Raw genomic sequence first — 21,054 nt, forward strand, 5'->3', positions numbered from 1 at the left:
TGTTTTTGCACGAATATATGCGGCATTTATAGCCAATATGCACAATTTCGTCCCAGACTTTTGTGTGAACCTCACGAAAAAATTCGTTTTCGGCAGAATTATCACTTTGGCATAAATATTGCTTAATAACAGGGCGGACAGCAACCGCAGGAGGCGGGAGAAACTTAGACAAGGTGGCTGACAGAAAACGGATGCACTGCTGCGCGACAGCAATGTCCCTATTCAGCAGAATCTTTTTCTGGTGAAGGCGGCGGCTTTTCTAGAGTAAGACACCGAACGCGCTGCCCCGAAATCCGGCCTCGCCCCGGAACCTGTAATTTACACAAAAGGAAGTCATACAAATGCGCAAGAATATGCTCAAGGAGAAGATTCGCAATGGCGAGAGTGCCATCGGCACCTTTGTGAAGCTGACGGACCCTGCGGTTCCGGAGCTGCTGGCCCTGGCGGGGTTCGACTTCTTCGTACTGGATACAGAGCATGTGGCGGTGGACCGGGAACAGCTGAGCAACATCGTCCGGGCAGCGGACGCGGCCGGCATCACGCCCATTGTGCGGGTTCGGGAGAACCAGCAGGTGGAGATCCTGCAGAATCTGGACCTGGGATATGCGGGCGTGCAGGTGCCCAATGTGGATACCCCGGAGCAGGCCCGGAACCTGGTGTCCTATGTGAAGTATACCCCCCTGGGCGTGCGGGGCCTGTCCCCCAGCGTGCGGGCTTGTGACTACGGCACCTGCGGCGTGCAGGAGTATATCGACACCGCCAATGCCAACACGATGATCGTCTCCCACTGTGAGAGCAAGACCTGTGTGGAGAATCTGGACGAGGTCCTGAAGGTGGACGGCATCGATGTCATCTTCATCGGACCCATGGACCTGTCCCAGTCCTACGGTGTACCCGGCAAGACCACGGACCCAGAGGTGAAGGCAGCCATCGACACCATCACCGCCAAGACGCTGGCAGCCGGCAAGGCAGTGGGCACCACGGCGGCTTCCGCCGAGGCGGCCAAGGCGCTGATGGCCAAGGGCGTGCAGTATATTCTGCTCTCCTCTGACGAAGGGATCATCGTCAAGTGGGGCAAGGAGACCATCAGCCGGATCCGCGGCTGAGAAGGAGCGTACATAAACATGGAAAAGGTATTTCTGACCGAGCATATCCACCCGGATGCGGTGGCGTATCTCCGGGAGAATTTCGAGGTCGTGCAGGGCACTTCCACGGAGAGCGGCGAGATCATCCGGCAGGCGCAGGGCTGCTCCGCGATCCTGATCCGCTCGGCGAAGATCACGGCGGAGATCATGGACGCCATCCCGACGTTGAAGGTAGTCGCCAAGCACGGCATGGGCGTGGACAATATCGCGGTGGATCACGCCACGGAAAAGGGGATCCTGGTGGTCAACGCCCCCTTCTCCAACCTGAACGCCGTGGCGGAGCATATCGTGATGCTGCTGCTGGCACTGTCCAAGCGGACGGTGCAGATGGATCAGCTGACCCGGGCCGGCCAGTTCAAAGAGCGCAACACCTACAAGACCATCGAGCTGAAGGGCGCCACGGTGGGCATCATCGGCATGGGCAAGATCTCCCGGCTGGTGGTGAAGAAGCTCTCCGGCTTTGAGATGAACATTCTGGCCACGGATCCCTATGTGAAGCAGGCGGATGTCGAGGGACTGGGGATCACCATGGCGACGCCGGAGGAGCTGTATGCAAAGTCCGATTTCGTCATCGTCCACACCTCTCTGTTCCCCTCTACCTTCCATCTGGTGGGTGCGGAGCAGTTCAAGGCTATGAAGAACACCGCCTTCATCATCAACGCCGCCCGGGGTGCCGTGATCGACGAGGCCGCCATGATCGAGGCCCTGAAGTCCGGCGAGATCGCCGGGGCCGGCCTGGATGTGTTTGAGCAGGAGCCGCCTGCTGATGACAATCCGCTCTTCTCCATGGAGAATGTGATCGTCTCTCCCCACAATGCGGCACTCAGCAACGGGGCGCTTCGGGCTATGGCTATGGACAGCGCCCAGGGGATCACTGAGTATCTCGCCGGCAAACCGGTCACCTATCCCGTCAACAAGGAAGTATTGAAATAATTGCATTCAAATCAAGGAAAAAGGAGTGGACGCAAATGTCTTACACAACTGTATACCGCTTTCAGGACCTGAACGGCTATGAGAGCGTGATCTCCAAGGCCAACTCGGATATGACCTATGAGGGATTCGGCCGAATCCTTCTCAACCCCGGCCAGACGCTGGAGTACAAGGTCACCGGTGAGGAGCAGGCCATCGTGCTGCAGCAGGGCGACATGACCTGCTGGGTGGAGTATGAGGGCGTGACCGTTGTGGACGGCGCCAAGGGCCAGCGCGGCAATGTCTATGACGATCTGCCCACCGCCCTGTATGTGCCGCCCAAAGCCACAGTGAAGCTGTACAGCGAGAAGGGCATGGAGGCGAGAGTTTTCACCGCCTATTGTGAGGAGGGCAATGCCCCCTATTTCTGCCCGCCTGAAAATATCGAGGAGGGAGAACCCGGCGAGTACATCTACAAGCGGAAGTACCGCTTCATCTTCGGCCAGCCCGGCAAGCACAACGACCACATCACCAAGCTGCTGATCGTGGGCGAGACCGTGTCCGTGCCCGGCGGCTGGATCGGATTCCCGGCGCACCGGCACGACTACGAGCGCCCCGGCAAGGAGTGCGTGTTGGATGAGATCTTCTCCTTCCAGATGACCTCCACCGAGGATGGCCCTGGCCGCGGCGGCGTCATGCAGCACGGCTATGATCTGACGGACGAGAACAAGAAGATCTGGGACGAGGTCAATGTGATCGAGGAGAACAACACCGCCGTGGCGCTGCCCACCGGCTACCACACCACGGTGGCACTGCCCGGCACCCGTGCGTATCTGCTGTGGGGCCTGGCTGGCGATACGAAGAAGTACAAGGTCCAGTTTGACGAGCGGTATTCCTGGCTTGAGGGCTGCTTATATTGAGGAACTGAGAAAGGTAGTAGGATGAATCTCGCAGAGGAAATTCGGGGAACACAAGTTCCTCCAGATCATCTGGGAATTTGCTGGCTTGGCCAGGCCGGATTTCTCCTGAAGGCTCCCGACGGAACAAGCATGGTGCTCGATCCCTATCTGACGGAGTGCGGCGAGCGGATTCGAGGATTCAAACGACTCTCACCCATGCTGATCGCGCCGGAAGAGCTGGCGGTAGATTATTATGTGACCAGCCATCTGCATTTTGATCACTTCGATTATGATGCGATTCCAATTGTGGCACAGTGCACAAAAAGGACCTTGTTTTTCGGGCCTGCCAGCTGTCAGGAGAAGTTCATTGAACTGGGCATACAGGCCCACCGCTGCCATCGTCTGGACAGAGGAGAATGCTATCAGGATGAAAAGATCCTGATTCGGGCAGTGATGGCGGATCACGGTACCATGGCGCCGGATGCTATCGGGCTCTTGGTGGCGTTTGCAGGTCATCGGCTCTATTTTTCCGGAGACACGGCGTTTCACTCGGAGTTGTTTCAGGAGATCAGGATCTTTGAGCCGGATATTGCGGTGCTGTCTGTCAATGGTGCATTTGGCAACATGAACGCTGAGGAAGGAGCGGCGGCGGCGGAATTGACTGGCGCGAGATATGCAGTGCCCTGCCACTTCTGGACCTTTATGGAGCACGGCGGGCTTCCCGGTCAGTTTTGTGAGCAGCTGCTCCTAAAAGGGACTTGCCAGCCGCTCTGCTTCCGGCAGGGGGAGATTCGAACGATGCAATGTCATACAAATCGGGAAAGAAAGAAGGAGACCGCCTGATGAAAGCCATTCGGTTCATGGATCCGGGAGTAATCGAGTATTCCGAGATCCCGCAGCCTGAGATTCGGGATGACGAAGTCTTGGCACAGATCGCTTATGCCGGGTTCTGTGCTACGGATATTGAACTGCTAACAGGAGAGATGATCCATATCAAAAACGGCAACACCAAGTACCCCATCATTCCCGGCCATGAGTGGAGCGGCACGGTGGTGGCTGTGGGCAAGAATGTCCGGGATTTTAAAGCGGGAGACCAGGTCACCTCCGATGTGAGCTTGGGATGCGGCGAGTGCGAAAACTGCCGGCAGGGCCATTATAATCTGTGCCCCAACCGGGAGGTCGTAGGATCTTACCGCAACCGCCAGGGTGTGTTTGCCCAGTATGTGGCGATACCGCAACGGCATCTGTATCATATCCCCGAAGGGCTGAGCTTGGAGGAGGCCGCTCTGGCAGAGCCTGCCGCAACCGCCATGTACGCGGTCACCAAGGCGCAGATTCCCGCCGGCGCCCAGGTGCTGGTGATCGGAGATGGTCCCATTGGCCAGCTGGCGGCACAGCTTGCCAATATTGCGGGTGCCAGTCGGGTCATCATGGCAGGCAGCTGGGATGAGAAGCTGGCTATCGCCCGGGAGTGCGGCATCCATGAGACCATCAACTATCACAATGAGGATGTGATACAGCGGGCAAGGGAACTGACTGAGGGCGGTCCTGAGATCGTGATCGAGACATCGGGCAGCAACGTCGCACTGAATATGGCGGTGCAGGCCCTGAAGCCCACCGGACGGATCGTAGCTGTCAGCTGGTACAATGGAGCTAATGTGGATGTTGCCATGAACACGCTGATCGTAAAAGATGCGGCGCTCATCGGCTCTCTGGCCAGCCCCAACTCCTTTACGCCGGTGCTGCGCTACATGGTAGAGGGGAAGCTGAAGGTAAAACCGCTCATTACCCATATCAAGCGTCTGGAAGACTTCCAGAACGTGATCGAGATGATTCGGGCAAAGAAGGAAATGCGTATCAAGATTTTGTTCCAGCCGTAACTGTAAATCCTGCTGAGTTTCAGCTGATTTAAAAAACCATCTATATTTTTTTTAAGAAAGGAAACGATTATCATGGCAGAACTGAAGAAGCAGACTGAATTCAAGCTGTACAAAAGAGATTCCGTGTTCTTTGATCAGAACACCGCTCCCGTGAACATCGCCTATGCCAAGGAAGTCAACGACGTAGCGATCCTGCCCCTGGGCGCCATTGAGCAGCACGGCCCGCACTGCCCCAACGGCCTGGACAGCTTCAACGCCATCTGCCTGGCCAAGAAGGTGGCGGAGAAGTCCGGCGCCACCGTGCTCCCCTGCCCCATGTACGGCGGTCATCCCTACATGCACATGGGTATGCCTGCTACCATCGCGCTGAACTATGAGACCAACATGGCGCTGATTCACGACATCATCGCCGGTGCCTCCAATGTAGGCTATAACAAGTTCATCCTGCTGGTTGCCCATGGCCAGGACAGCTCCTTCATTCCGGCTGTTCACAAGCTGGGCATGGAAGGCTACTTCACGGTCGCCTCTACCTGGTATGACTTCCTGGGCGACAACAAAGCCGTTCTGTCCGATTATATGTGGCACGCCGACGAGGCGGAGACCTCCATGGCGCTGTCCCTGTACGGCGACTTGGTCCACATGGACCTGGCCATCGACGGCGGCGGCACGACGCTGGTGGACGGCAAGTGGAAGAAAGCGCCCGGCGAGACTTCTCATCCTTTCCAGTTTTATCATTTCGACGGCACTTTTGCTCTGATGGAGAAGGACGATCTGGACTACGGCGTGATCGGCAATCCCACCAAGGCCAGCAAGGAAAAGGGCGATGCACTGGTGGAGAAGGTCGTGGAAGGTTACAGCGCCTTCATCAAAGACCTGCTGGAAAGACATCCTGTTGGAATCAATCCTCTGGGCTTCCGGAATCCCTTGGGCTTCAACGGCTTCAACGGCGGAGCTTATCCCACATTCGACAAGGATCACGACGAGAAGGGCCGGCCTATCTACTACAACAAGTGATATAACACATAACAGGTTTCACATAACGGTTTAATGGAGGAGCATATGAAAAAGAAACTGACTTGTCTGTTGCTGGCTATGGCCATGGTGTTCTCCCTGACTGCCTGCGGAAGCGGCGGAGATAGCTCCGGCGGTGAAAGCGCAGAGGGACAAACTTATGAGTGGACGGCGTCCAGCGGACTTGCGGTGGGAAGTTCCTGGGATCTTGGCCTTCTGAAATTTGCTGAACTGCTCAACGAGCGCAGTAACGGCGCCATCACCTTGACGGTCCACTCGGGTGCTACGCTGGGATCCGCCAAGGAGACGCTGGAAGGTGTGCAGATGGGCTCCATTGATTTTATCGTAGAGAGTTCTGCGTCCCTGTCCAACTTTACGGATGCCATGTCCGTGTTTGACCTGCCCTATCTGTTCCCCGATGCTGCCACCGCACGGAAAGCTCTCAGCGGTGAGGCTGCTCAGGGGCAGCTGGACGCCCTGGAGTCCATCGGGATGAAGGGCATCAACTATTGGGAGAACGGCATTTATGCCATCGGCGCGGTGAAGCCAGTCAAGAATCTGGCGGATCTGAAGGGAATGCGTGTCCGGTCCATCGACAGCCCCCTGCAGGCGGATGTGTACAGCGCACTGGGCGCTATGCCCGTGGTTCTGGCTTGGGGTGATATCTATACCTCCATCCAGACCGGCGTAGCGGATGCAGTCAGTTCCACTGCGGTTACCAACATGTATACCCAGAACTTCTATGAGGTTGCTCCCTATATCACACTGAGCAACCACGGTTATTCTCCCGCTCCTCTGATTTGCAGCAAATCTCTCTGGGATTCCCTGTCGGAGGATATCCAGCAGCTGGTTATGGAGTGTGCAGAGGAAGCCCGTGAGTACCACTATCAGATCTGTGATGAGCAGTTGGCGGAGTACATGGCGGAGATGGAGGCCAATGGCGCGGAGTTCATCGAGATTGATCAGACCGAGTGGGAAGCTGCGGTGCAGCCTGTGTATGAGAAGTACGTGGGAGAGGGCGGCATCGATCCTGTTCTGGTAGAGGCAATCCAGACGGATGTCGAGGCTGTGGAATAAGACACAAAAAACTTGAGAACAGAGGCGGAGCGGTTGCCGCCGCTCCGCCTCATTTCGGGAGAAAGGAGCGTATCGCCGGAAAACGAGCGATACATAGTTTGCCATGTTGAAAAAACTTGATCAGGCTTTCAGCAAAGTGGAAGGCTTCCTGAGTGTTGTCCTTTTTCTGGCGATGGTTGCCATCGTTTGCTGGAGCGTTATTTGCCGCTATGCCTTGAAGATCCCTTTTCTGCAGAGTGAGGAGTTGGCCCGGTACCTCATGATTTATATCGTTTATATTGGCACCAGTATTGGTGTAAAAAGTAAGAGCCACATCGGTGTGGAAGTATTCGTGGATATGCTTCCGGAAAAGATCTATAAAAAGGTCCGGATCTTTACGGAGATCCTATGCATGCTGATGTTTGTGCTGCTGTTTGTGCTTTCGCTGCAGATGTTTAATCATCTGATCATGACCAAGCAGATGACCACAACCACGCAGATTCCCACTGCGGTCGTGTTCTTCTGCCTTCCTATGGGGTTCTTTATGGGAATCATTCACTATCTTTACAGCATTGAAACCATGATTAAGGATATTATGCATCGGAAGGAGGAGATTGAAGCATGATTACTGCAACGCTTTTCCTGGTTTTTGCCGTCATTACGATTCTGGGTATGCCTATCGCGCTGGCGCTGGTGGGCGGCGGTATGGCGGCCATCGTTGCCGGGGACTTGATGCCGCTGTTCACCTCCGTGCAGAAGATGTTCTCCTCCGTCGATAGTTTTACACTGGCGGCCATTCCGTTTTTTATGTTGGCTGGCGCACTGATGAGCAGTGGTGGCATTTCACGCCGACTTATCGATTTTGCCAATGCTGCAGTTGGTTGGATGCCCGGCGGCCTCGGCGTCGTGACGATTTTCTCATGTATGCTGTTTGGCTGTTTGTGCGGCTCCCCCACAGCAACGGTGGCGGCCATCGGCGCAGTGATGGTGCCTGCGCTGGAACAGGGAGGCTATAGCCGCAAATTCGCCCTGTCCACTATTGCTGCAGCCGGTATGTTGGGCACGATTATTCCGCCCAGCACCGTGATGATCACATACTGCTCCGCAACGGGTGTATCGGTGGGCAGTATGTTCATGGCAGGAATTGTTCCCGGCATCACGCTGGGTGCACTGATGATTGCCTTTGCGATTTTCTACGGCGTAAAAAATCGGATCCCTAGAACCAAGTTTAATATCAGAAAATTTTTGTCTGCGTCTTATCATGCCATTGGTGCCATCTTCATGCCCATTATCATCTTGGGCGGCATCTACACCGGTATTTTTACACCTACTGAGTCCGCAGCCGTTGCTTGCGCGTATGGCCTGATCGTAGGCTGCTTCATCTATCGGGAAATCAACTTCAAGGGCTTGGTGGAAACAGTAAAGTCTGCGGCTGCCTCCTCTGGTATGATCATGTTCATCGTTGCCTGTGCTGGCGTATTCGGCCTGCTGATGACCCGTGAGCAGATTCCCGCCCATGCGGCGGAGTTCATCATGAGCATCTGTTCTAACAAGGTGGTGTTCTTGCTGCTGGTGAACGTGTTGCTGCTGATCGTGGGTTGTTTCATGGATACCACGCCTGCCATCCTGATTATTGCTCCTATCCTGTTCCCGGCGCTCTCTGCCTACAATATTGATCCTGTCCATTTTGGCATCATTATGCTGCTGAATATGTGCATTGGCATGATCACCCCGCCGCTGGGGATCAATCTCTATGTGGCGGCGACTCTGCGGCAGGCGAAGGTGGGTGAGCTGGTCAACCGGCATCTGCTGAAGTACATGATTTGCTGCCTGGTGAATCTGCTGCTTATTACCTATATTCCCCAAATTTGCCTCTGGCTTCCCAGCTTTATGGAATAATGAGTTGTACAAACGGAGGAACAGACTATGAGTATAATTAAAAAAAGCCCATCAAAGTATGTCCATAGTACAGGTATGCTACAGCAATTGGATCAATATTTGCAGGGAATGGGAAAGATCCTGCTCATACTGATCAGTGAGTCCTGGCCCCGGCGGATCGGGCCTGTGTTGGAATAATTTTTTGCCGGTACGGATTATATCGTTCGGTATGAGATTTTTCAGGGAGAATGCTCTCAGTCCCAAATTGACCGCCTAGTAGAAAGGGTAAGGTCCAGGCCGCTACAGTGGTTATGGGAATCGGCGGAGAAAGAATTCAGGATATGACCAAGGGTATCGCGTATTATGCGGGATTACCGGCGATCATCATTTCTACGGTGGCTTCGACAGATCCCCCCTGTAGCTCATTGAGCGTGATTTACCGAGATAACGGTGAATTTGATCGGTATCTGTTTCTGGACCGTTGCCCGGATGGTGCTGGTAGATACACTTGTGATTGCAAAAGCGCCTGCCAAGTTGCTGGTGGCAGGAAAGGGAAACGGCATGGCAACCTATTTTGAAGCGCGTATCTGCCGGGCCTCTGGCAGCAATAACCAGAAAAAATTAGGACTCCGGCGGAACAACCGCCGGAGCCCTGTGCATTTCATCCCGCCATTGCCTGTGCCTTCCCTGTGGCGATCTCTTGCTCTCATCTCCTGGATGAGGGCGGCCAGCTTTTGTTCATATTCCTCCTCGGTAGGGGCGTAGACATTGCGGGCGATGCGCTTTCCATTGACGATGGGGGAGTAGCTTTGCCGATCCCCCGGTCTTTTTTGGCTACGGCAGTCCTTTGCATCTCGTCCGTGACATGAGCGTAGATGTTCAGCGTGGTGCTGCTGGACACATGGCCGATGATCGTGGAAAGGGCCTTCATATCCATGCTGTGCTCCAGGGAGGCAGTGGCGAAGGTATGCCGCAGATCGTGGAACCGAAGTCTCTTGCAGTCAGCTCGTTTTAGTACGGTAGACAGCCGTTTTTGTATAGTGACTGGGTCCGTGGGGGAATCCTCCTTGACTGGTGAAGGAAACATCCACCGGGAAGTGCAGGAGTTTCGATAGGTTATGAGTACATTCAGGACCGGCGGAGGGAGGAGCACCATATGTTGCCTTGCTTTGGTTTTGGGTGGGGAGACTACCAACTCACCACGTACCCGGTGGACCTATTATCCCACTTGGAGTGCCCCGGTTTTAAGATTCAGGTCATTCCACTGAAGGGCGCAGATCTCACCCCGGCGCAGGCCTGTGGACAGTTCCGGCAGGAGCAGTTCATAGCAGCCCCTCTCTGGCCTGGATCAGTAACCGCTGGATTTCCTCCGGTATCAGGACCTTCATTTCTCTGGGCTTGGCAGAGGGAAGCTTGCAACCAGCCGCAGGATTTCGGAAGATCAGGTTTTCCTCCATAGCTTTGTCCAGAGCAGCGTGGAAAGTCGTGTGGATGCTGCGAACGGCCTAATCTGACAGCCCTTTGCCGTAGAACTCAACTCGGATCAGCCTGCCGTCCTTTTTAAGGGACACATAGAATTCCTGAATGTCTGTGGTGTTCAACTTGTCCGGTTGGATTTGTCCTAACTTTAGGATGATATGCTGATAGATCCGCCGCTCATAAGACATTTGCGTGTTTGGGAGGAGATTTGGCTTTTTATATTCTTGATAGCAGAGATCCAGCCAGTCCGCCAGCAAGATTTCGGGTTTAGGTTGGTCTAGTGTAGGTTCTTTCAGCGCATCCCAGAGCTGTGCCAGCTTTGCTGCGCACTCCAACTTGGTTTTTGCAAGGATATTTTTCAGTTGATGATAAGCAGTGGCGGGATTCATAGGTGTTTCTGGTTTGGGTGGGTTGGGAAAGAACCATACGGAGTAGGAACATTTTTTCGGATTCGTAACAACTCTGCGGTGCTGTCAGGCAGGACGATTTTTTTGGTTTCGGCGTAGGTCTTGGTATCTCCGGTCATTAGTTGCCAGCCCTTTTCTTTGTGGATGGTTCGGTTGACACTCAGTGTTCCTTTTCTGAAATCGAAGTCAGACTACATCAGTCCGCAGATCTCACCCAGCCGCAGGCTGGTGGTTAGCTCCGTGTAGAAGAAGGCTTTCCGGACAGCATCCTGTTTCACCGCTGTCAGAAAAGCATCCAGTTGCTCCTCGTTCAGGATGGTCATGGACTTGTGAGCCACCTTGAGCGGCGCCACATGGTCAGCAGGATTGTGGGGCAGCAGCCGTTGGTCTACCACAGACTTCAGCGCATGGTGCGGTGGTGTGGATGCCGTGGACCGTGGTGTTGGATAACCCACGGCTCTGGCCGGGGCGGGGATGGATTCTGCCACGCTGTTTTAAGGTGTCATAGAGCGTCCGCAGGTCTGTCGGTGTAATTTGTGTGAACTTCTTCTAGCCCAAGTACAGTTTGACGTGGTGCTCCATGTCACTGCGGTAGTGTTCCGGCGTGCTGGACTGGAGGACGGATGTTATCTGCTCCAGCCAACGGTCCAGCCACTCCGAGAGGGGCATTCTGCACTCCTCCGTCAGATCCACGCCTTGATAGGCGGTGATGTCCTGCCGGAGCTTTGCGGTCAGTTCTTTTTGGGTGTCGGCGTAGGTGTAGCGGAAGATGAGGTCGCCGTTTTCCTTGCGACCCACCACGATGCGGCCCTCCCAGCGGCCGTTCTCCCGCTTGCGGACCATGCTGTTTCCGGACGGCCTGCGTTTTGCCATTGTAGGTTTCACCTCCGAGGGTTTTATCTTTGATTTGCATCACAGGACTTACGTGGCCTACCAAACAGGTGGGAACCTGCCGCCCACTGGAACAGAATCGCCCCGGTATCGGCGGCAGATGACGGCGATGCTGACAGGCCCATTGAAGTGCGCGCGAAAGCGGGCACGACCGGTATGGAAAAGCGTGAGACAAAAGGCTGTTATGCTCTTGCTTGTGTTTTCGTTGAGCTTGGGGAGCTTGATGGCGGTCAGCCAAACGGTGCGGGCCGCGGTGGTGCGCCGGGTTGTGGAGTGGTATGAGACACATATCACGTACAGACATTCGGGAGAACAGATTGCCGGAGATATGCCTTGGTATGAAATTACGGACTTACTGGAGGGATATGGTGAAATTGAGAGTTAACGAGAAGAATTTCCAAACTATGTTTGCAACACCTATCGAAATAAAGAACTCAAAAAAACGATATACTTGGACTACGTGTATATGCAGGAGGGGGCCACGAGTGATTTTGCCATGGAAAGCGCAGAAATTATTCCGGTCACAGTGAATGGCCTGGATGGACAACTGTTTTTGGAAGAGAATTGGAAAAAACAGCAAAGCACAGTTACATGTATTGACATAAGTAGCAACCTCTAATTCTGTGTGGACGCACATCTTGATTAAGAGGATATTTTGCACATAACTGAGAGCGTTTCTTTGGCGAAAACAGAAAAAATATAAGAGATGTAAAGAAAGAACCTCCTTCTGCATTTGCATAATAGAAGTTTAAGATGCTCGCTATATAAAACAGACAATGGAGGTTTCATGATAAAAAAGTACGGATCATTTGTTGCGGGCATGGCGGCGATGCTTCTGGTGGCTTCCCTTGTGGGCAGCGTGTTTGCAGCTTCCAGCCGGGTGGAATACAACCAGGCCGGGATATCTCTGTTCGGTGAGGATAAGGTCCTTGCCGGTGAAACTTGCAAAGCGCCCAATGGGCAGGGGGTACCATCGGTCATTATCTATGTGGATGTTGCCGAGGACAAGACCAATTATCTCTCCATCCGCCAGATCTCCAAACTGCTCGGCATTGAAGTGCGCCGGGACAGTCAGAAAAACCGGGTCAATCTTGGCGCGGCCCCTGCGGATTATGTGGTCGTAGGTGGAAAGAGGGGCGATGGGAGTATCCCTGCTAACGCAACAACGCCCGTACTTGGAGGCGTCCACGGCCCGTTTACGGAGATCGATCCAGTCAAGGCCGCCGGCAAGTCTTTGAGCGGCATAATTCAGGACAACACCAAGCTCCAGACCACCTGCTGCTATTCGCTGGAATCCAACTTCTACCCCAAAGATGGGAACTACATTGCGCTGACTGTGACCAACAACGGCTCCGCGATGCAGACCGCGACTGCGGGCAGGACGCTCACGCTGGGCGGATTTGAAAGTGGACATTGGCGCGGGCGAAACGCTGGCCAGAACCTTTTATATCGCCGACAGTGCGGAGGAATTGGAGAGTACACTGGCCTTCGGCATCTATGCCAAGGGAGTTTCCAGTCTCAGCGATATTACAGTTTCTCTGAAACAGTATAAGTAAGTCCGAGACCAATAAGACGAACAGCGATATTTCAACGGAAGATCGTGTTACTTGCGTTGTCTGGCATGATGTTGTCGAGCGTTTCACTTACCAGTAACGATGGCAGGACTGCTTTATTATAGTGCTCACACAAATGACCACTGCAATCAACCTATGGCAAATATGCAGAACGTACTGAGCTACTATATCCCCGTTTGGGATTCGTATACAAGGGCGTGGACTCCACAGTGATTATGACAGACATTTTGGGGCGCGGTAGACACCATCGCACCCCAATAGTTGAGAAAGAAGCAACTATCTGATCCGCTTGCAATATTTTTCTGGAAGGGACAGTTCTATCAACAAGCTGTGAAGACTTCCGGTCGTATGATAGCAGGAAGACTCTGATATGATGAAGGAAAAACAATGGAGCGGTTTGCGGAATTTCTGTGCCGCGACGAGCGGGAATCGGGGACCATCGAGACGTACCTGCGTTCCCTGCGGGGATTTGCCGAGTGGGCGGCGGGCTGGAAGACTACCAAGGAACTGTTGTCCGCCTGGAAGAGGGGCTGTCCGGCCTGGAATACCGGCTGGAGTCGGTGAACGCCATGCTGGCGGCGATCCGGGCCTCGGCAGGGACCGCCTGGCACTGCTGATAGAGACAATCTGCGCTACTGGCATCCGGGGCAACGAGGTGCGGTATATCACGGTGGAGGCTGCCGGGACAGGCGTGGCACAGATCGCCATGAAGGGCTAGGCTGGACAATCTTACTGCCGCAAAAGCTCTGCCGCAGGCTACTGAAAATACGCCAAAATGAAAAAGATCGTCTCCGGTGAGATCTTTCTCACCAGAGACGGAAAGCGCCTGTCCTGGAAATGTATCTGGTAGAGATGAAAAAGCTGTGCGGCCTTGCGGGCGTGGCGGGGAGCAAGGTGTTCCCCCATAACTATTGACGCGTTGCTCCTGTCTCGCGCATAGCCAGAGTTCCCTTCTCAAATTTCTGGATATGCGCGCATTTTCTCTTGACGTACGAACACCCCCTGTATAGGTTTATTCTCCTACACAGGGGGCATTTTCTCTATTGTCCACTTTTACTGGCCCAGTTCATATCATTCGCCCGACGGGGCGCTTTTATGAGGTTCCCGTAAATTACTCCACTACTGCGAACATAGCTATCTCAAAGAGATAGCAGTCTGCTACCGGGGGTGCCACTACGGTATACCGGGCGGGGCCTACCTTGGCGTCGCCGAAATACTTGAAATACACCTGGTTCATGCCGGCAAAGTCCTCTTGCTTCTGGAGGAAGCATCGGCACATGAGCACCTTATCCAAATCAGAGCCAGCAGCTCGGAGAATTCGACGGGCATTTTCAATAGCCAGCTCTACTTGAGCCTCAATACCTTTGGGGATGTTGCCTTGGATGTCCTCCCCCACCTGCCCGGAAACGAAGAGGACATTGCCGAAGCGAACAGCTTGGGAGATGCCATTTCGGGAAATGGCCACCTCAACGGTTTCGATTTTCGTAATCTTTTCCATAGAAATTCCTCCGTAATTTTTCTCGGCTCAGAACCCAAATATGTTGGGCAGCCACAGGGAGAAACCGGGAACATAGGTGACGACTAGTAGCGTTGGCAACCACGCAAAGAGAATCAGCAGTAGCGTGGGCTTCATGGAGTGGCTGGCGTCGGTGCCCACCACCCGAGCACCCAGATACAGCATGGGGGCACAGGGCGGCGTCACATTACCCATACCAAGATTCACGCCCAGAATGGCTGCGAAGTGGATAGGGCTCACGCCGATTTCCTTGGCAATGGGAACCAGAATGGGGGTGGAGAGCAGCAGGGCGGAGCCGTCATCCATCAGCATACCCATGATAATCATGAACACATTCATCATCAGCAGAATGACATTTTTGTTGGTGGTAAAGAGATAGATCATATCTACCAGGGCGCCGGGAAGATCCTCATAGATGAAGTACCGGCTCAGCATGCTCACAAAGAACAGCATCACCATAATGACACCAGTAGTGGTGCCGGTTTCCTTAAGAATTTCCGGCGCGTCACTCCACTTCATGCCCCGGTAGATGTAAATGGCCACGGGAATGCAATACAGGGTTGAGACGCAGGCTGCCTCGGTGGGGGTCATGACGCCACCGTAAATACCGCCTAGGATAATCACCGGTAGCAACAGGGCCGGCGTGGCGTGCCAAGTCTTTTTCAGACCGGGGGCGGAGTAGATGGGCACCCAGTTCTCCAGGGGCTGCACGCCCTCTCGCTGGGCTAGGATCATACCCACCACGCCCAGCAAGGTGGCAAGACAGACACCGGGGATCACAGTACTCAGGAAACAGGCCAGCACGGATTCTCCGGAAACCCAAGCGTACATAATCATCAGGGAACTGGGGGGGATCAGCAGGCCAAGCGGGGCAGAGGAAGAAATCAGGGCTGCGGAGAGTCCTTTGCTGTAGCCGGCCATCTTCAGCTTGGGAGCCATAATGGAGCCGATACAGCTGCAGGTGGCAGCGGCAGAACCGCAGATGGCGCCGAAGATGGCGGAGGCATAGGACACCGCCAGCATCAGTCCGCCCCGGAAGCGCCCCACCAGCATTTCTACCACGGACACCAGCTCATCGCCAACCTTGCCTTTTTCAATGAAGCCGCCGGCCATGATGAAGGTGGGAATGGCCAGTAGTACCATGGTGTTGATGCCGTTGAAGCCCACCGGCAAAGTGGTGGCAAAGGTGCCACCCAGCATGGTATACATGTAAATCGTACCTGCGCCAAAGGCAAAGGGAATGGAGACGCCCAATAACAGAGAACCCATCAGGATGGCAATGGCAATTCCAACATGAATCATGCCTGCTGTTCCTCCTTCTTCAGCGTACCAACGTTGACGAGCTCCGTCAGTAACCAGTAAATGTGATAGAGTAGCATCAGGGCAAAACCCACCAACATCACAGCATGGGAGAGCACTAGGGGGATGGAGAGCACCACAGTATAGGGCATGACGGACATATCCTTGAGAATGTAATCTATAGACCACTTGATGCAAACACCGATGACGCCACACTCAATGATTCGGGCCAGCAGGTGGCACCAGGCCACCACAGTCTTATTTTTCACAACGGTGCTGACCATGTCGGCCTTAATCTGGGAATCCTCCCGGCTGCCCTGGGCTGCGCCGATAAAGTATTGCCAGAAAATAACAAGGAGAATAATCTCGTCCAGCCCCAGAACGTTCATGGTCAGGACATAGCGCAGGAACACAGTGGCGATGGTCAGAACAAAGACAATAATACCGGTGAATACCAGAACCCACTTCTGAATCGCATCAAAGAAATGGAACAGGCCGCAGTTACCCAAATATCTGGTGAAAGCGTCCAGCTTTTCCATATGCGTTTTCTCCTTTCTTTCACCAGGCTGATTCCACGCCGGAGCGCAGAATCAGCCTGATGGTCCATATCCTAGGGAGTCTTATTTACTTTGCGCAGGCCTTCAGGTCGGCATAGATGGCATCCATGGCCTCCTTGCCCAGAATCTCTTCTTGGGCAGGCCAGACTTCTTCACGAACATGCTGGGCAATGGCACTGCGGTCAGCATCGCTGAGTTCCAGAACCTCAATGCCAGCTTCCTTCAGCATAGCGAAACCATCAGCCTCAGTCTGCTCGGCGGAGTCGAAGATTTCCTTACAGACCTGGGTGGCAGCGTCCTGCACCACCTTTTGCTGATCTGCAGTAAGCTTGCCCCAGGAGGTGGAACTCATGGCCAGGTGCACGAACTCGGCACCGAAGTTATAGGGGATGAAATAGTTAACAACGTCACGCAGGTTGGTGTACACGCCCAGGGAGGTCTGGCCCACGGAGCCGTTGACGATACCGGTCTGGATGGAGCTGTAAGTATCAGACCAGGTCATGGCCACGGTGTTGTAGCCCATAGCGGTCATGCCGGCCTTAGCCACGGCGGAGTTCCACACACGGATGGGTTCTTTTTTCTGATCCCAAGTGTTATAGGACTCGGGCATGTTCTTGCAGGACACGCCAGTCAGGCCCTCGCAGTAGACGCCCAATAGCTTGATTCCGATGTCGCTGAAGCCCTTGTCAACTAGGGAATACACTTGGGAGCCGGGAGAGAAGATGTATTCCATCTCATCGAAGTTGGAGGCGATAAAGGGAAGACTCTGCACCTCAAAGACCGGGTTGTAGGTGGAGTCGATAAACTCCAAGGACAGGTCGATGGAGCCGTCCATCAAGCCCTGAACGATGACGTCCTGAGCTCCCAAGGAGTTGGCAAAATACATCTTCACGGTGACGGCACCGTTGGTGCCCTGCTCAATGAGGTCAGCGAAGCGCAGGGCGGTCTGGGAGGCAATGTGCTCCTCAGGCTGGGCGGTGGACATCTTCAGGACGATGGAATCAGCAGCGGTATCGCCGCTGGTGCTATCGCCGTCACCTGCAGAGGCTTCGGCCTTGCTACTGCCGCAGGCTGCCAGACCCAGCACCATAACGGCGCTCAGAACCATGCACAGGAGCTCTTTCCATGTTTTGTTCATGTTCGTTTCCTCCAATTATAATGTGTGTGGTAGTGGAGAGATCAGCGGAGCACGGCACCTTTTGAAATGGAGATGCATCCCTTCTGATAAATACCCAGATAACCCGTGAAGTGGGGGTACTCTTCGCCGGTGAGCTCGGAGATGCGCTGCTGGATTTCCTCATCGGTGAGCTCCACGTTCATGGTTCTGGCGTGGATATCATATTCAATGATGTCACCGTTGCGTACGGCGGCCAGGGGGCTGTTAAGGGCTGCTTCAGGCGCGGCGAACTGAAAGCTGGCACCGGAAGCGGCACCGGAGAGGCAGCCGTCAGTAATCACAGCCACCTTGGTATAAAGGTCGCTACCCTTGAGTTGGGAGGTGAACCAGTAGGCGGAGTCATAGGAAGCTTTGGGACCCAAGTAGCGGATGATGACAATCTCGCCAGCCTTGATCTCGTGGTTGAGGAGGGCGTTGTTGGCATCGTCCATGTTGTTGAAGACATGGGCGGGACCCCGGAGCTTCATCAGGCACTCCGGTACGGCGGACTGCTTGATATAGGTGCCATCGGGAACTAGGTTGCCCCGCATCAGGGCCAGACCGCCTTGATTGTCCAGAGGATTGGACAGGGGGTGGATGATGGAGGGGGCCAGAATCTCGTGGCCGGAAATATTTTCGCCGATGGTCTTTTCATTTACCGACATGCAGTTGGTATCCAGGTGCTTCCGTAGCTCGTGGAGAATGGCCTGGGTGCCGCCGGCCTTGGCATACTGATCCATATTGTAGGGGCCGTTGGGACGGACGCCCACCAGCAGGGGAATTTCGAAGCTGGCGGCGGCATAGATGTCGCTGAAGTTCATCTCAATGCCGGACTCGGTGGCCACAGCGGGAACGTGGATGATGGTATTGCCGGAGCCGCCGATGGCCATGCAGGTCTTGATGGCGTTGGTGATGGACTCCTTGGTGATGATCTGTCGGGCAGTGATCTTCTTGGCATAGAGCTTCATGACCTGCTTGCCGGCGGCCTTGGCCAACTCCTGCATTTCCTGGCTTCTGCCGGGGGTGCTGGAGTTGCCGGGCATAGACATGCCGATGACCTCGGTGATAATGGCCATAGTGTTGCCGGTGCCCATCATGCAGCAGGCGCCGCCTCCAGGAACAGACACGTCCACCAGTTCGTCAAAGTCGGCTTGAGTGATTTTGCCGTCCCGCAGGCGGGTCTTGTTGGGGCCTATGTCGATGAAGTCCACATTCTCGCCCCGGTAGTTACCAGGCTTCATGTAGCCGCCAGTAACAATCACCGTGGGCAGGTTCAGACGGCCGGCGGCCATCAATAAGGCGGGTAGCACCTTGTCGCAGGTGCCAATCATTACCAGTGCGTCCATCCGGTGATAGCTGACCATCAGGTCAATATCATTGACCAACAGGTCGCGGCTGGGTAGGGTGTACTTCTGATTTTCCAGCATACTATCGCAGAGGTTGGTGCCATTGAATTCCACCGGCAGGCCACCGGCCTCACGGACGCCCTCCGCCACGGCCTTGGCGATAGCACCCTGGTGGATGTGCCCGGGGTTCATGGGGTTGAGGGTATTGAACACGGCAACCCGGGGCTTTTTTAGCTCCTCATAGGAAAAGCCACAGCCATGGAGAAGGGCCAAGGTCTCGGCTTTGTCCAGAGAGAACACATCGTACTGGGTCTGGAGTCCTGCACACTCATTGCTGCTCATGGATCAATCCTCCTGTAAATATAATATAGAATGAGGCTATTTGGCACCGTAGGTCAAATCGAAATAATTCTCCCGCAGGGTATCAATGATCTGAATAATCACCCGGTTGATGCCAACCCGGGACAATTCTTCGGAGAAGATACTGGAAATCTTCTGCATCAGTTCCACAGGTCGCTTGAACCAGTAGATCTCCACCATGGGGCAGCGCTCCTTGTCTGCCTCTGCCGCAAAGTATACAGAGGGTACATATTCAAAAGAAATCCACTCCACGGGGCACGCCAGCGCCTCTGCCACGGCAGGGATCAGCCGGGGGGCAACCGTGCGTACCACCTCCTCGCTGATCCCGCTGATAACAATCTTCGGCATGATCCTGATCCTCCTTTCCTTAGTCTACATAATTTACGACATCCCCTCGCTTTGGCGTGGGCTGTTCGCTAATATCATCGGAATATCCCAGGCACAAGAAGCACACTGTGTCATAGTCCTTGGGAATTCCGCACATCTCCTTGCACCCGGCGCCCTCCGGGGTATTAGTGTACAGGTTGGGTACATCCAGATACCGGGAGGCCAGTCCTAGGGACTTGGCGGCCAGGGCCATGTTCTCATTGGCGGCGGAGCAGTCTTGCTTTGCAAAGTTATTGTCCCGGGCCGAGGAGATGACAATCAGAACCGGCGCACCGTACAGGGAATGGTAGCCTTCTTCATCCCCTAAGCGGTGATTGGTTTCTGCGTCGATCTCCTCCAGCAGGGTTTTGTTGGTTATCACAGAAAAATGCCACGCCTGCCGGTTGAAGGCGTTGGGGGCCGCAATACCGGCTGCCACGATGGCCTCCAGTAGCTCCCGGGGCACAGGATTCGACTTGTATTGCTTTACGCCTTTGCGACTTAGGATTGTATTGAGAACTTCATTGGTCACCATAAAACCTCTCCTTTGTATGTATTTGCCATGGCTTTTCTTTGACACCATCATAACAGGTTCTTAGTGAAAAGTAAGACCGCACTTTTTGCCAATCTAGTTACTTTTTGGTTAGTATATTACTTAATTTTGGCCGAAGCACTGCTGTTTTTTGTGGATTTTGGCTAATTTTATTGGCGCGCTTTATGACCCGTTGCCGTAGCCGCTTCCAAAATCTAACGCAAAACTTTGTCACTTCCTACGAAAACGTCAGGAAAAACCTGGAACTCTGCCAGCCTCCTCGCCGGTTTACAGAAATACCCTATTTTTCGAGGACTTGATTTTTTGAAAACTTCCATTATACTGGTTTCAAACTGACATCAGGCAGAAGGAGGTCTTTGGTATATGGCCAGAGATAAAATCACCAATCACCGGGAGGCAGTGAACATCGTCACCTGCCCCGTCATGCGTTCATTGCTTGTACTGGGAGGCAAGTGGAAGCTGTTGCTTCTCTATCTGCTGGCCTTTGAGTCTAAAGGCGGCCATCTACGCTACAGTGATTTTGTAGATTTGATTCCCAACATCTCCGCCAAGGTGCTCTCCTCGGAGCTCAAGGAGTTGGAGGCAGACGGGCTGATTATCCGTACCATGTATCACGAGATCCCGCCCCGAGTGGAATACACCTTGTCGGAAACCGGCGCAGAGCTGGCTACCCCGGTAGTGCGAGCCATCCACACTTTCGGCGAACAGTATAAGGACGCCATGCGCAATCCCCCGCTGAACTGATTGCCTCATCATACGAGAGTCCCGCCCC

23 protein-coding genes and 1 pseudogene are annotated in these 21,054 nt (G+C 54.2%); 13 read left to right on the forward strand and 11 right to left on the reverse strand.

Annotation, left to right across the window (positions count from 1 at the left end):
- The first annotated feature begins 341 nt into the window (after positions 1-341).
- The 10 genes and pseudogenes from OCV80_RS14385 to OCV80_RS16645 form a co-directional block, all read left to right on the forward strand.
- Entirely contained in the window at positions 342-1,106 is a 765-nt protein-coding gene (locus tag OCV80_RS14385; RefSeq protein WP_136891231.1) for an HpcH/HpaI aldolase family protein, read from the forward strand.
- Positions 1,107-1,124: 18 nt separating this feature from the next.
- A complete protein-coding gene (locus OCV80_RS14390) occupies positions 1,125-2,078 on the forward strand; it encodes a hydroxyacid dehydrogenase (protein ID WP_136891230.1) in 954 nt (317 codons plus the stop codon).
- 35 nt (positions 2,079-2,113) lie between these two features.
- Positions 2,114-2,974, forward strand: coding sequence for a 5-deoxy-glucuronate isomerase (locus OCV80_RS14395; protein WP_021752195.1), 861 nt, complete (start codon positions 2,114-2,116; stop codon positions 2,972-2,974).
- A gap of 21 nt (positions 2,975-2,995) precedes the next feature.
- Positions 2,996-3,796 (forward strand): MBL fold metallo-hydrolase, encoded by an 801-nt coding sequence (locus OCV80_RS14400; RefSeq protein ID WP_119311737.1) that lies wholly within the window; start codon positions 2,996-2,998, stop codon positions 3,794-3,796.
- Positions 3,796-4,833 carry a zinc-dependent alcohol dehydrogenase gene (locus OCV80_RS14405; protein WP_158629754.1) on the forward strand — a complete coding sequence of 346 codons (1,038 nt, stop codon included), beginning with the start codon at positions 3,796-3,798 and terminating at the stop codon, positions 4,831-4,833. The genes OCV80_RS14400 and OCV80_RS14405 overlap by 1 nt, the downstream gene beginning before the upstream one ends.
- 72 nt (positions 4,834-4,905) lie before the next feature.
- On the forward strand, positions 4,906-5,847 hold the full coding sequence (locus OCV80_RS14410) for a creatininase family protein (protein ID WP_119311735.1): 942 nt from the start codon (positions 4,906-4,908) through the stop codon (positions 5,845-5,847).
- Positions 5,848-5,892: 45 nt separating this feature from the next.
- Positions 5,893-6,921 carry a TRAP transporter substrate-binding protein gene (locus OCV80_RS14415; protein WP_158629753.1) on the forward strand — a complete coding sequence of 343 codons (1,029 nt, stop codon included), beginning with the start codon at positions 5,893-5,895 and terminating at the stop codon, positions 6,919-6,921.
- Positions 6,922-7,024: 103 nt separating this feature from the next.
- The gene (locus tag OCV80_RS14420; RefSeq protein ID WP_119311733.1) at positions 7,025-7,525 is read left to right on the forward strand and encodes a TRAP transporter small permease; all 501 of its coding nucleotides are present in this window, start codon (positions 7,025-7,027) and stop codon (positions 7,523-7,525) included.
- Entirely contained in the window at positions 7,522-8,799 is a 1,278-nt protein-coding gene (locus OCV80_RS14425; protein WP_119311732.1) for a TRAP transporter large permease, read from the forward strand. Before OCV80_RS14420 ends, OCV80_RS14425 begins: the two co-directional genes overlap by 4 nt.
- A gap of 281 nt (positions 8,800-9,080) precedes the next feature.
- Positions 9,081-9,356 (forward strand): annotated as a pseudogene (locus OCV80_RS16645) (iron-containing alcohol dehydrogenase); the annotation flags it as partial.
- Positions 9,357-9,484: 128 nt separating this feature from the next.
- Here OCV80_RS16645 and OCV80_RS14430 read toward each other — a convergent pair.
- The 4 genes from OCV80_RS14430 to OCV80_RS14445 all read right to left on the reverse strand — a co-directional run bounded on the left by OCV80_RS14430 (position 9,485) and on the right by OCV80_RS14445 (position 11,537).
- Entirely contained in the window at positions 9,485-9,934 is a 450-nt protein-coding gene (locus tag OCV80_RS14430) for a tyrosine-type recombinase/integrase (RefSeq protein WP_249390863.1), read from the reverse strand.
- Between the two features lie 349 nt (positions 9,935-10,283).
- On the reverse strand, positions 10,284-10,646 hold the full coding sequence (locus tag OCV80_RS14435; RefSeq protein ID WP_249390862.1) for an N-terminal phage integrase SAM-like domain-containing protein: 363 nt from the start codon (positions 10,644-10,646) through the stop codon (positions 10,284-10,286).
- 209 nt (positions 10,647-10,855) lie between these two features.
- Entirely contained in the window at positions 10,856-11,059 is a 204-nt protein-coding gene (locus OCV80_RS14440) for a site-specific integrase (protein ID WP_136891229.1), read from the reverse strand.
- Between the two features lie 154 nt (positions 11,060-11,213).
- Positions 11,214-11,537 carry a hypothetical protein gene (locus OCV80_RS14445; RefSeq protein ID WP_119311730.1) on the reverse strand — a complete coding sequence of 108 codons (324 nt, stop codon included), beginning with the start codon at positions 11,535-11,537 and terminating at the stop codon, positions 11,214-11,216.
- A gap of 805 nt (positions 11,538-12,342) precedes the next feature.
- On the opposite strand from OCV80_RS14445, the gene OCV80_RS14450 reads away from it, so the two are divergent.
- Entirely contained in the window at positions 12,343-13,107 is a 765-nt protein-coding gene (locus OCV80_RS14450) for a hypothetical protein (protein WP_119311728.1), read from the forward strand.
- A 409-nt stretch (positions 13,108-13,516) separates the two neighbouring features.
- Positions 13,517-13,693 carry a hypothetical protein gene (locus OCV80_RS14455; RefSeq protein ID WP_267288516.1) on the forward strand — a complete coding sequence of 59 codons (177 nt, stop codon included), beginning with the start codon at positions 13,517-13,519 and terminating at the stop codon, positions 13,691-13,693.
- A gap of 547 nt (positions 13,694-14,240) precedes the next feature.
- On the opposite strand, the gene OCV80_RS14460 is transcribed toward OCV80_RS14455, so the two are convergent.
- The 7 genes from OCV80_RS14460 to OCV80_RS14490 form a co-directional block, all read right to left on the reverse strand.
- Positions 14,241-14,627, reverse strand: coding sequence for a RidA family protein (locus OCV80_RS14460; protein WP_119311727.1), 387 nt, complete (start codon positions 14,625-14,627; stop codon positions 14,241-14,243).
- A 27-nt stretch (positions 14,628-14,654) separates the two neighbouring features.
- Positions 14,655-15,947, reverse strand: a complete 1,293-nt coding sequence (locus tag OCV80_RS14465) for a TRAP transporter large permease (protein ID WP_119311726.1) — start codon at positions 15,945-15,947, stop codon at positions 14,655-14,657.
- Entirely contained in the window at positions 15,944-16,483 is a 540-nt protein-coding gene (locus OCV80_RS14470) for a TRAP transporter small permease (RefSeq protein WP_119311725.1), read from the reverse strand. The genes OCV80_RS14465 and OCV80_RS14470 overlap by 4 nt, the downstream gene beginning before the upstream one ends.
- 85 nt (positions 16,484-16,568) lie before the next feature.
- Complete coding sequence (gene dctP, locus OCV80_RS14475; RefSeq protein WP_119311724.1) at positions 16,569-17,639, reverse strand: TRAP transporter substrate-binding protein DctP; 1,071 nt, start codon at positions 17,637-17,639, stop codon at positions 16,569-16,571.
- Between the two features lie 41 nt (positions 17,640-17,680).
- Positions 17,681-19,345: a dihydroxy-acid dehydratase gene (locus OCV80_RS14480; RefSeq protein WP_119311723.1), complete on the reverse strand. Its 1,665-nt coding sequence runs from the start codon at positions 19,343-19,345 to the stop codon at positions 17,681-17,683.
- Between the two features lie 36 nt (positions 19,346-19,381).
- On the reverse strand, positions 19,382-19,711 hold the full coding sequence (locus OCV80_RS14485; protein ID WP_119311722.1) for a DUF1904 family protein: 330 nt from the start codon (positions 19,709-19,711) through the stop codon (positions 19,382-19,384).
- A gap of 19 nt (positions 19,712-19,730) precedes the next feature.
- Complete coding sequence (locus OCV80_RS14490; RefSeq protein WP_158629751.1) at positions 19,731-20,264, reverse strand: nitroreductase family protein; 534 nt, start codon at positions 20,262-20,264, stop codon at positions 19,731-19,733.
- Between the two features lie 381 nt (positions 20,265-20,645).
- Between OCV80_RS14490 and OCV80_RS14495 the strand changes: the two genes are divergently transcribed.
- Positions 20,646-21,026, forward strand: coding sequence for a winged helix-turn-helix transcriptional regulator (locus OCV80_RS14495; RefSeq protein ID WP_119311720.1), 381 nt, complete (start codon positions 20,646-20,648; stop codon positions 21,024-21,026).
- Positions 21,027-21,054: the final 28 nt, after the last annotated feature.

Origin of the sequence: Oscillibacter acetigenes (assembly GCF_025567605.1) — a bacterium.
Classification (GTDB): domain Bacteria; phylum Bacillota; class Clostridia; order Oscillospirales; family Oscillospiraceae; genus Oscillibacter; species Oscillibacter welbionis.

Bases quoted from the DNA above. Each gene is read 5' to 3' on its own strand.
- OCV80_RS14425 (WP_119311732.1), top strand. From the start codon at position 7,522: ATGATTACTGCAACGCTTTTCCTGGTTTTTGCCGTCATTACGATTCTG.
- OCV80_RS14400 (WP_119311737.1), top strand. From the start codon at position 2,996: ATGAATCTCGCAGAGGAAATTCGGGGAACACAAGTTCCTCCAGATCAT.
- OCV80_RS14450 (WP_119311728.1), top strand. From the start codon at position 12,343: ATGATAAAAAAGTACGGATCATTTGTTGCGGGCATGGCGGCGATGCTT.
- OCV80_RS14430 (WP_249390863.1), bottom strand. From the start codon at position 9,934: ATGGTGCTCCTCCCTCCGCCGGTCCTGAATGTACTCATAACCTATCGA.
- OCV80_RS14410 (WP_119311735.1), top strand. From the start codon at position 4,906: ATGGCAGAACTGAAGAAGCAGACTGAATTCAAGCTGTACAAAAGAGAT.
- OCV80_RS14435 (WP_249390862.1), bottom strand. From the start codon at position 10,646: ATGAATCCCGCCACTGCTTATCATCAACTGAAAAATATCCTTGCAAAA.
- OCV80_RS14470 (WP_119311725.1), bottom strand. From the start codon at position 16,483: ATGGAAAAGCTGGACGCTTTCACCAGATATTTGGGTAACTGCGGCCTG.
- OCV80_RS14405 (WP_158629754.1), top strand. From the start codon at position 3,796: ATGAAAGCCATTCGGTTCATGGATCCGGGAGTAATCGAGTATTCCGAG.
- OCV80_RS14490 (WP_158629751.1), bottom strand. From the start codon at position 20,264: ATGGTGACCAATGAAGTTCTCAATACAATCCTAAGTCGCAAAGGCGTA.
- OCV80_RS14395 (WP_021752195.1), top strand. From the start codon at position 2,114: ATGTCTTACACAACTGTATACCGCTTTCAGGACCTGAACGGCTATGAG.
- OCV80_RS14385 (WP_136891231.1), top strand. From the start codon at position 342: ATGCGCAAGAATATGCTCAAGGAGAAGATTCGCAATGGCGAGAGTGCC.
- dctP (WP_119311724.1), bottom strand. From the start codon at position 17,639: ATGAACAAAACATGGAAAGAGCTCCTGTGCATGGTTCTGAGCGCCGTT.
- OCV80_RS14460 (WP_119311727.1), bottom strand. From the start codon at position 14,627: ATGGAAAAGATTACGAAAATCGAAACCGTTGAGGTGGCCATTTCCCGA.
- OCV80_RS14455 (WP_267288516.1), top strand. From the start codon at position 13,517: ATGGAGCGGTTTGCGGAATTTCTGTGCCGCGACGAGCGGGAATCGGGG.
- OCV80_RS14485 (WP_119311722.1), bottom strand. From the start codon at position 19,711: ATGCCGAAGATTGTTATCAGCGGGATCAGCGAGGAGGTGGTACGCACG.
- OCV80_RS14495 (WP_119311720.1), top strand. From the start codon at position 20,646: ATGGCCAGAGATAAAATCACCAATCACCGGGAGGCAGTGAACATCGTC.
- OCV80_RS14465 (WP_119311726.1), bottom strand. From the start codon at position 15,947: ATGATTCATGTTGGAATTGCCATTGCCATCCTGATGGGTTCTCTGTTA.
- OCV80_RS14390 (WP_136891230.1), top strand. From the start codon at position 1,125: ATGGAAAAGGTATTTCTGACCGAGCATATCCACCCGGATGCGGTGGCG.
- OCV80_RS14480 (WP_119311723.1), bottom strand. From the start codon at position 19,345: ATGAGCAGCAATGAGTGTGCAGGACTCCAGACCCAGTACGATGTGTTC.
- OCV80_RS14445 (WP_119311730.1), bottom strand. From the start codon at position 11,537: ATGGCAAAACGCAGGCCGTCCGGAAACAGCATGGTCCGCAAGCGGGAG.
- OCV80_RS14415 (WP_158629753.1), top strand. From the start codon at position 5,893: ATGAAAAAGAAACTGACTTGTCTGTTGCTGGCTATGGCCATGGTGTTC.
- OCV80_RS14420 (WP_119311733.1), top strand. From the start codon at position 7,025: ATGTTGAAAAAACTTGATCAGGCTTTCAGCAAAGTGGAAGGCTTCCTG.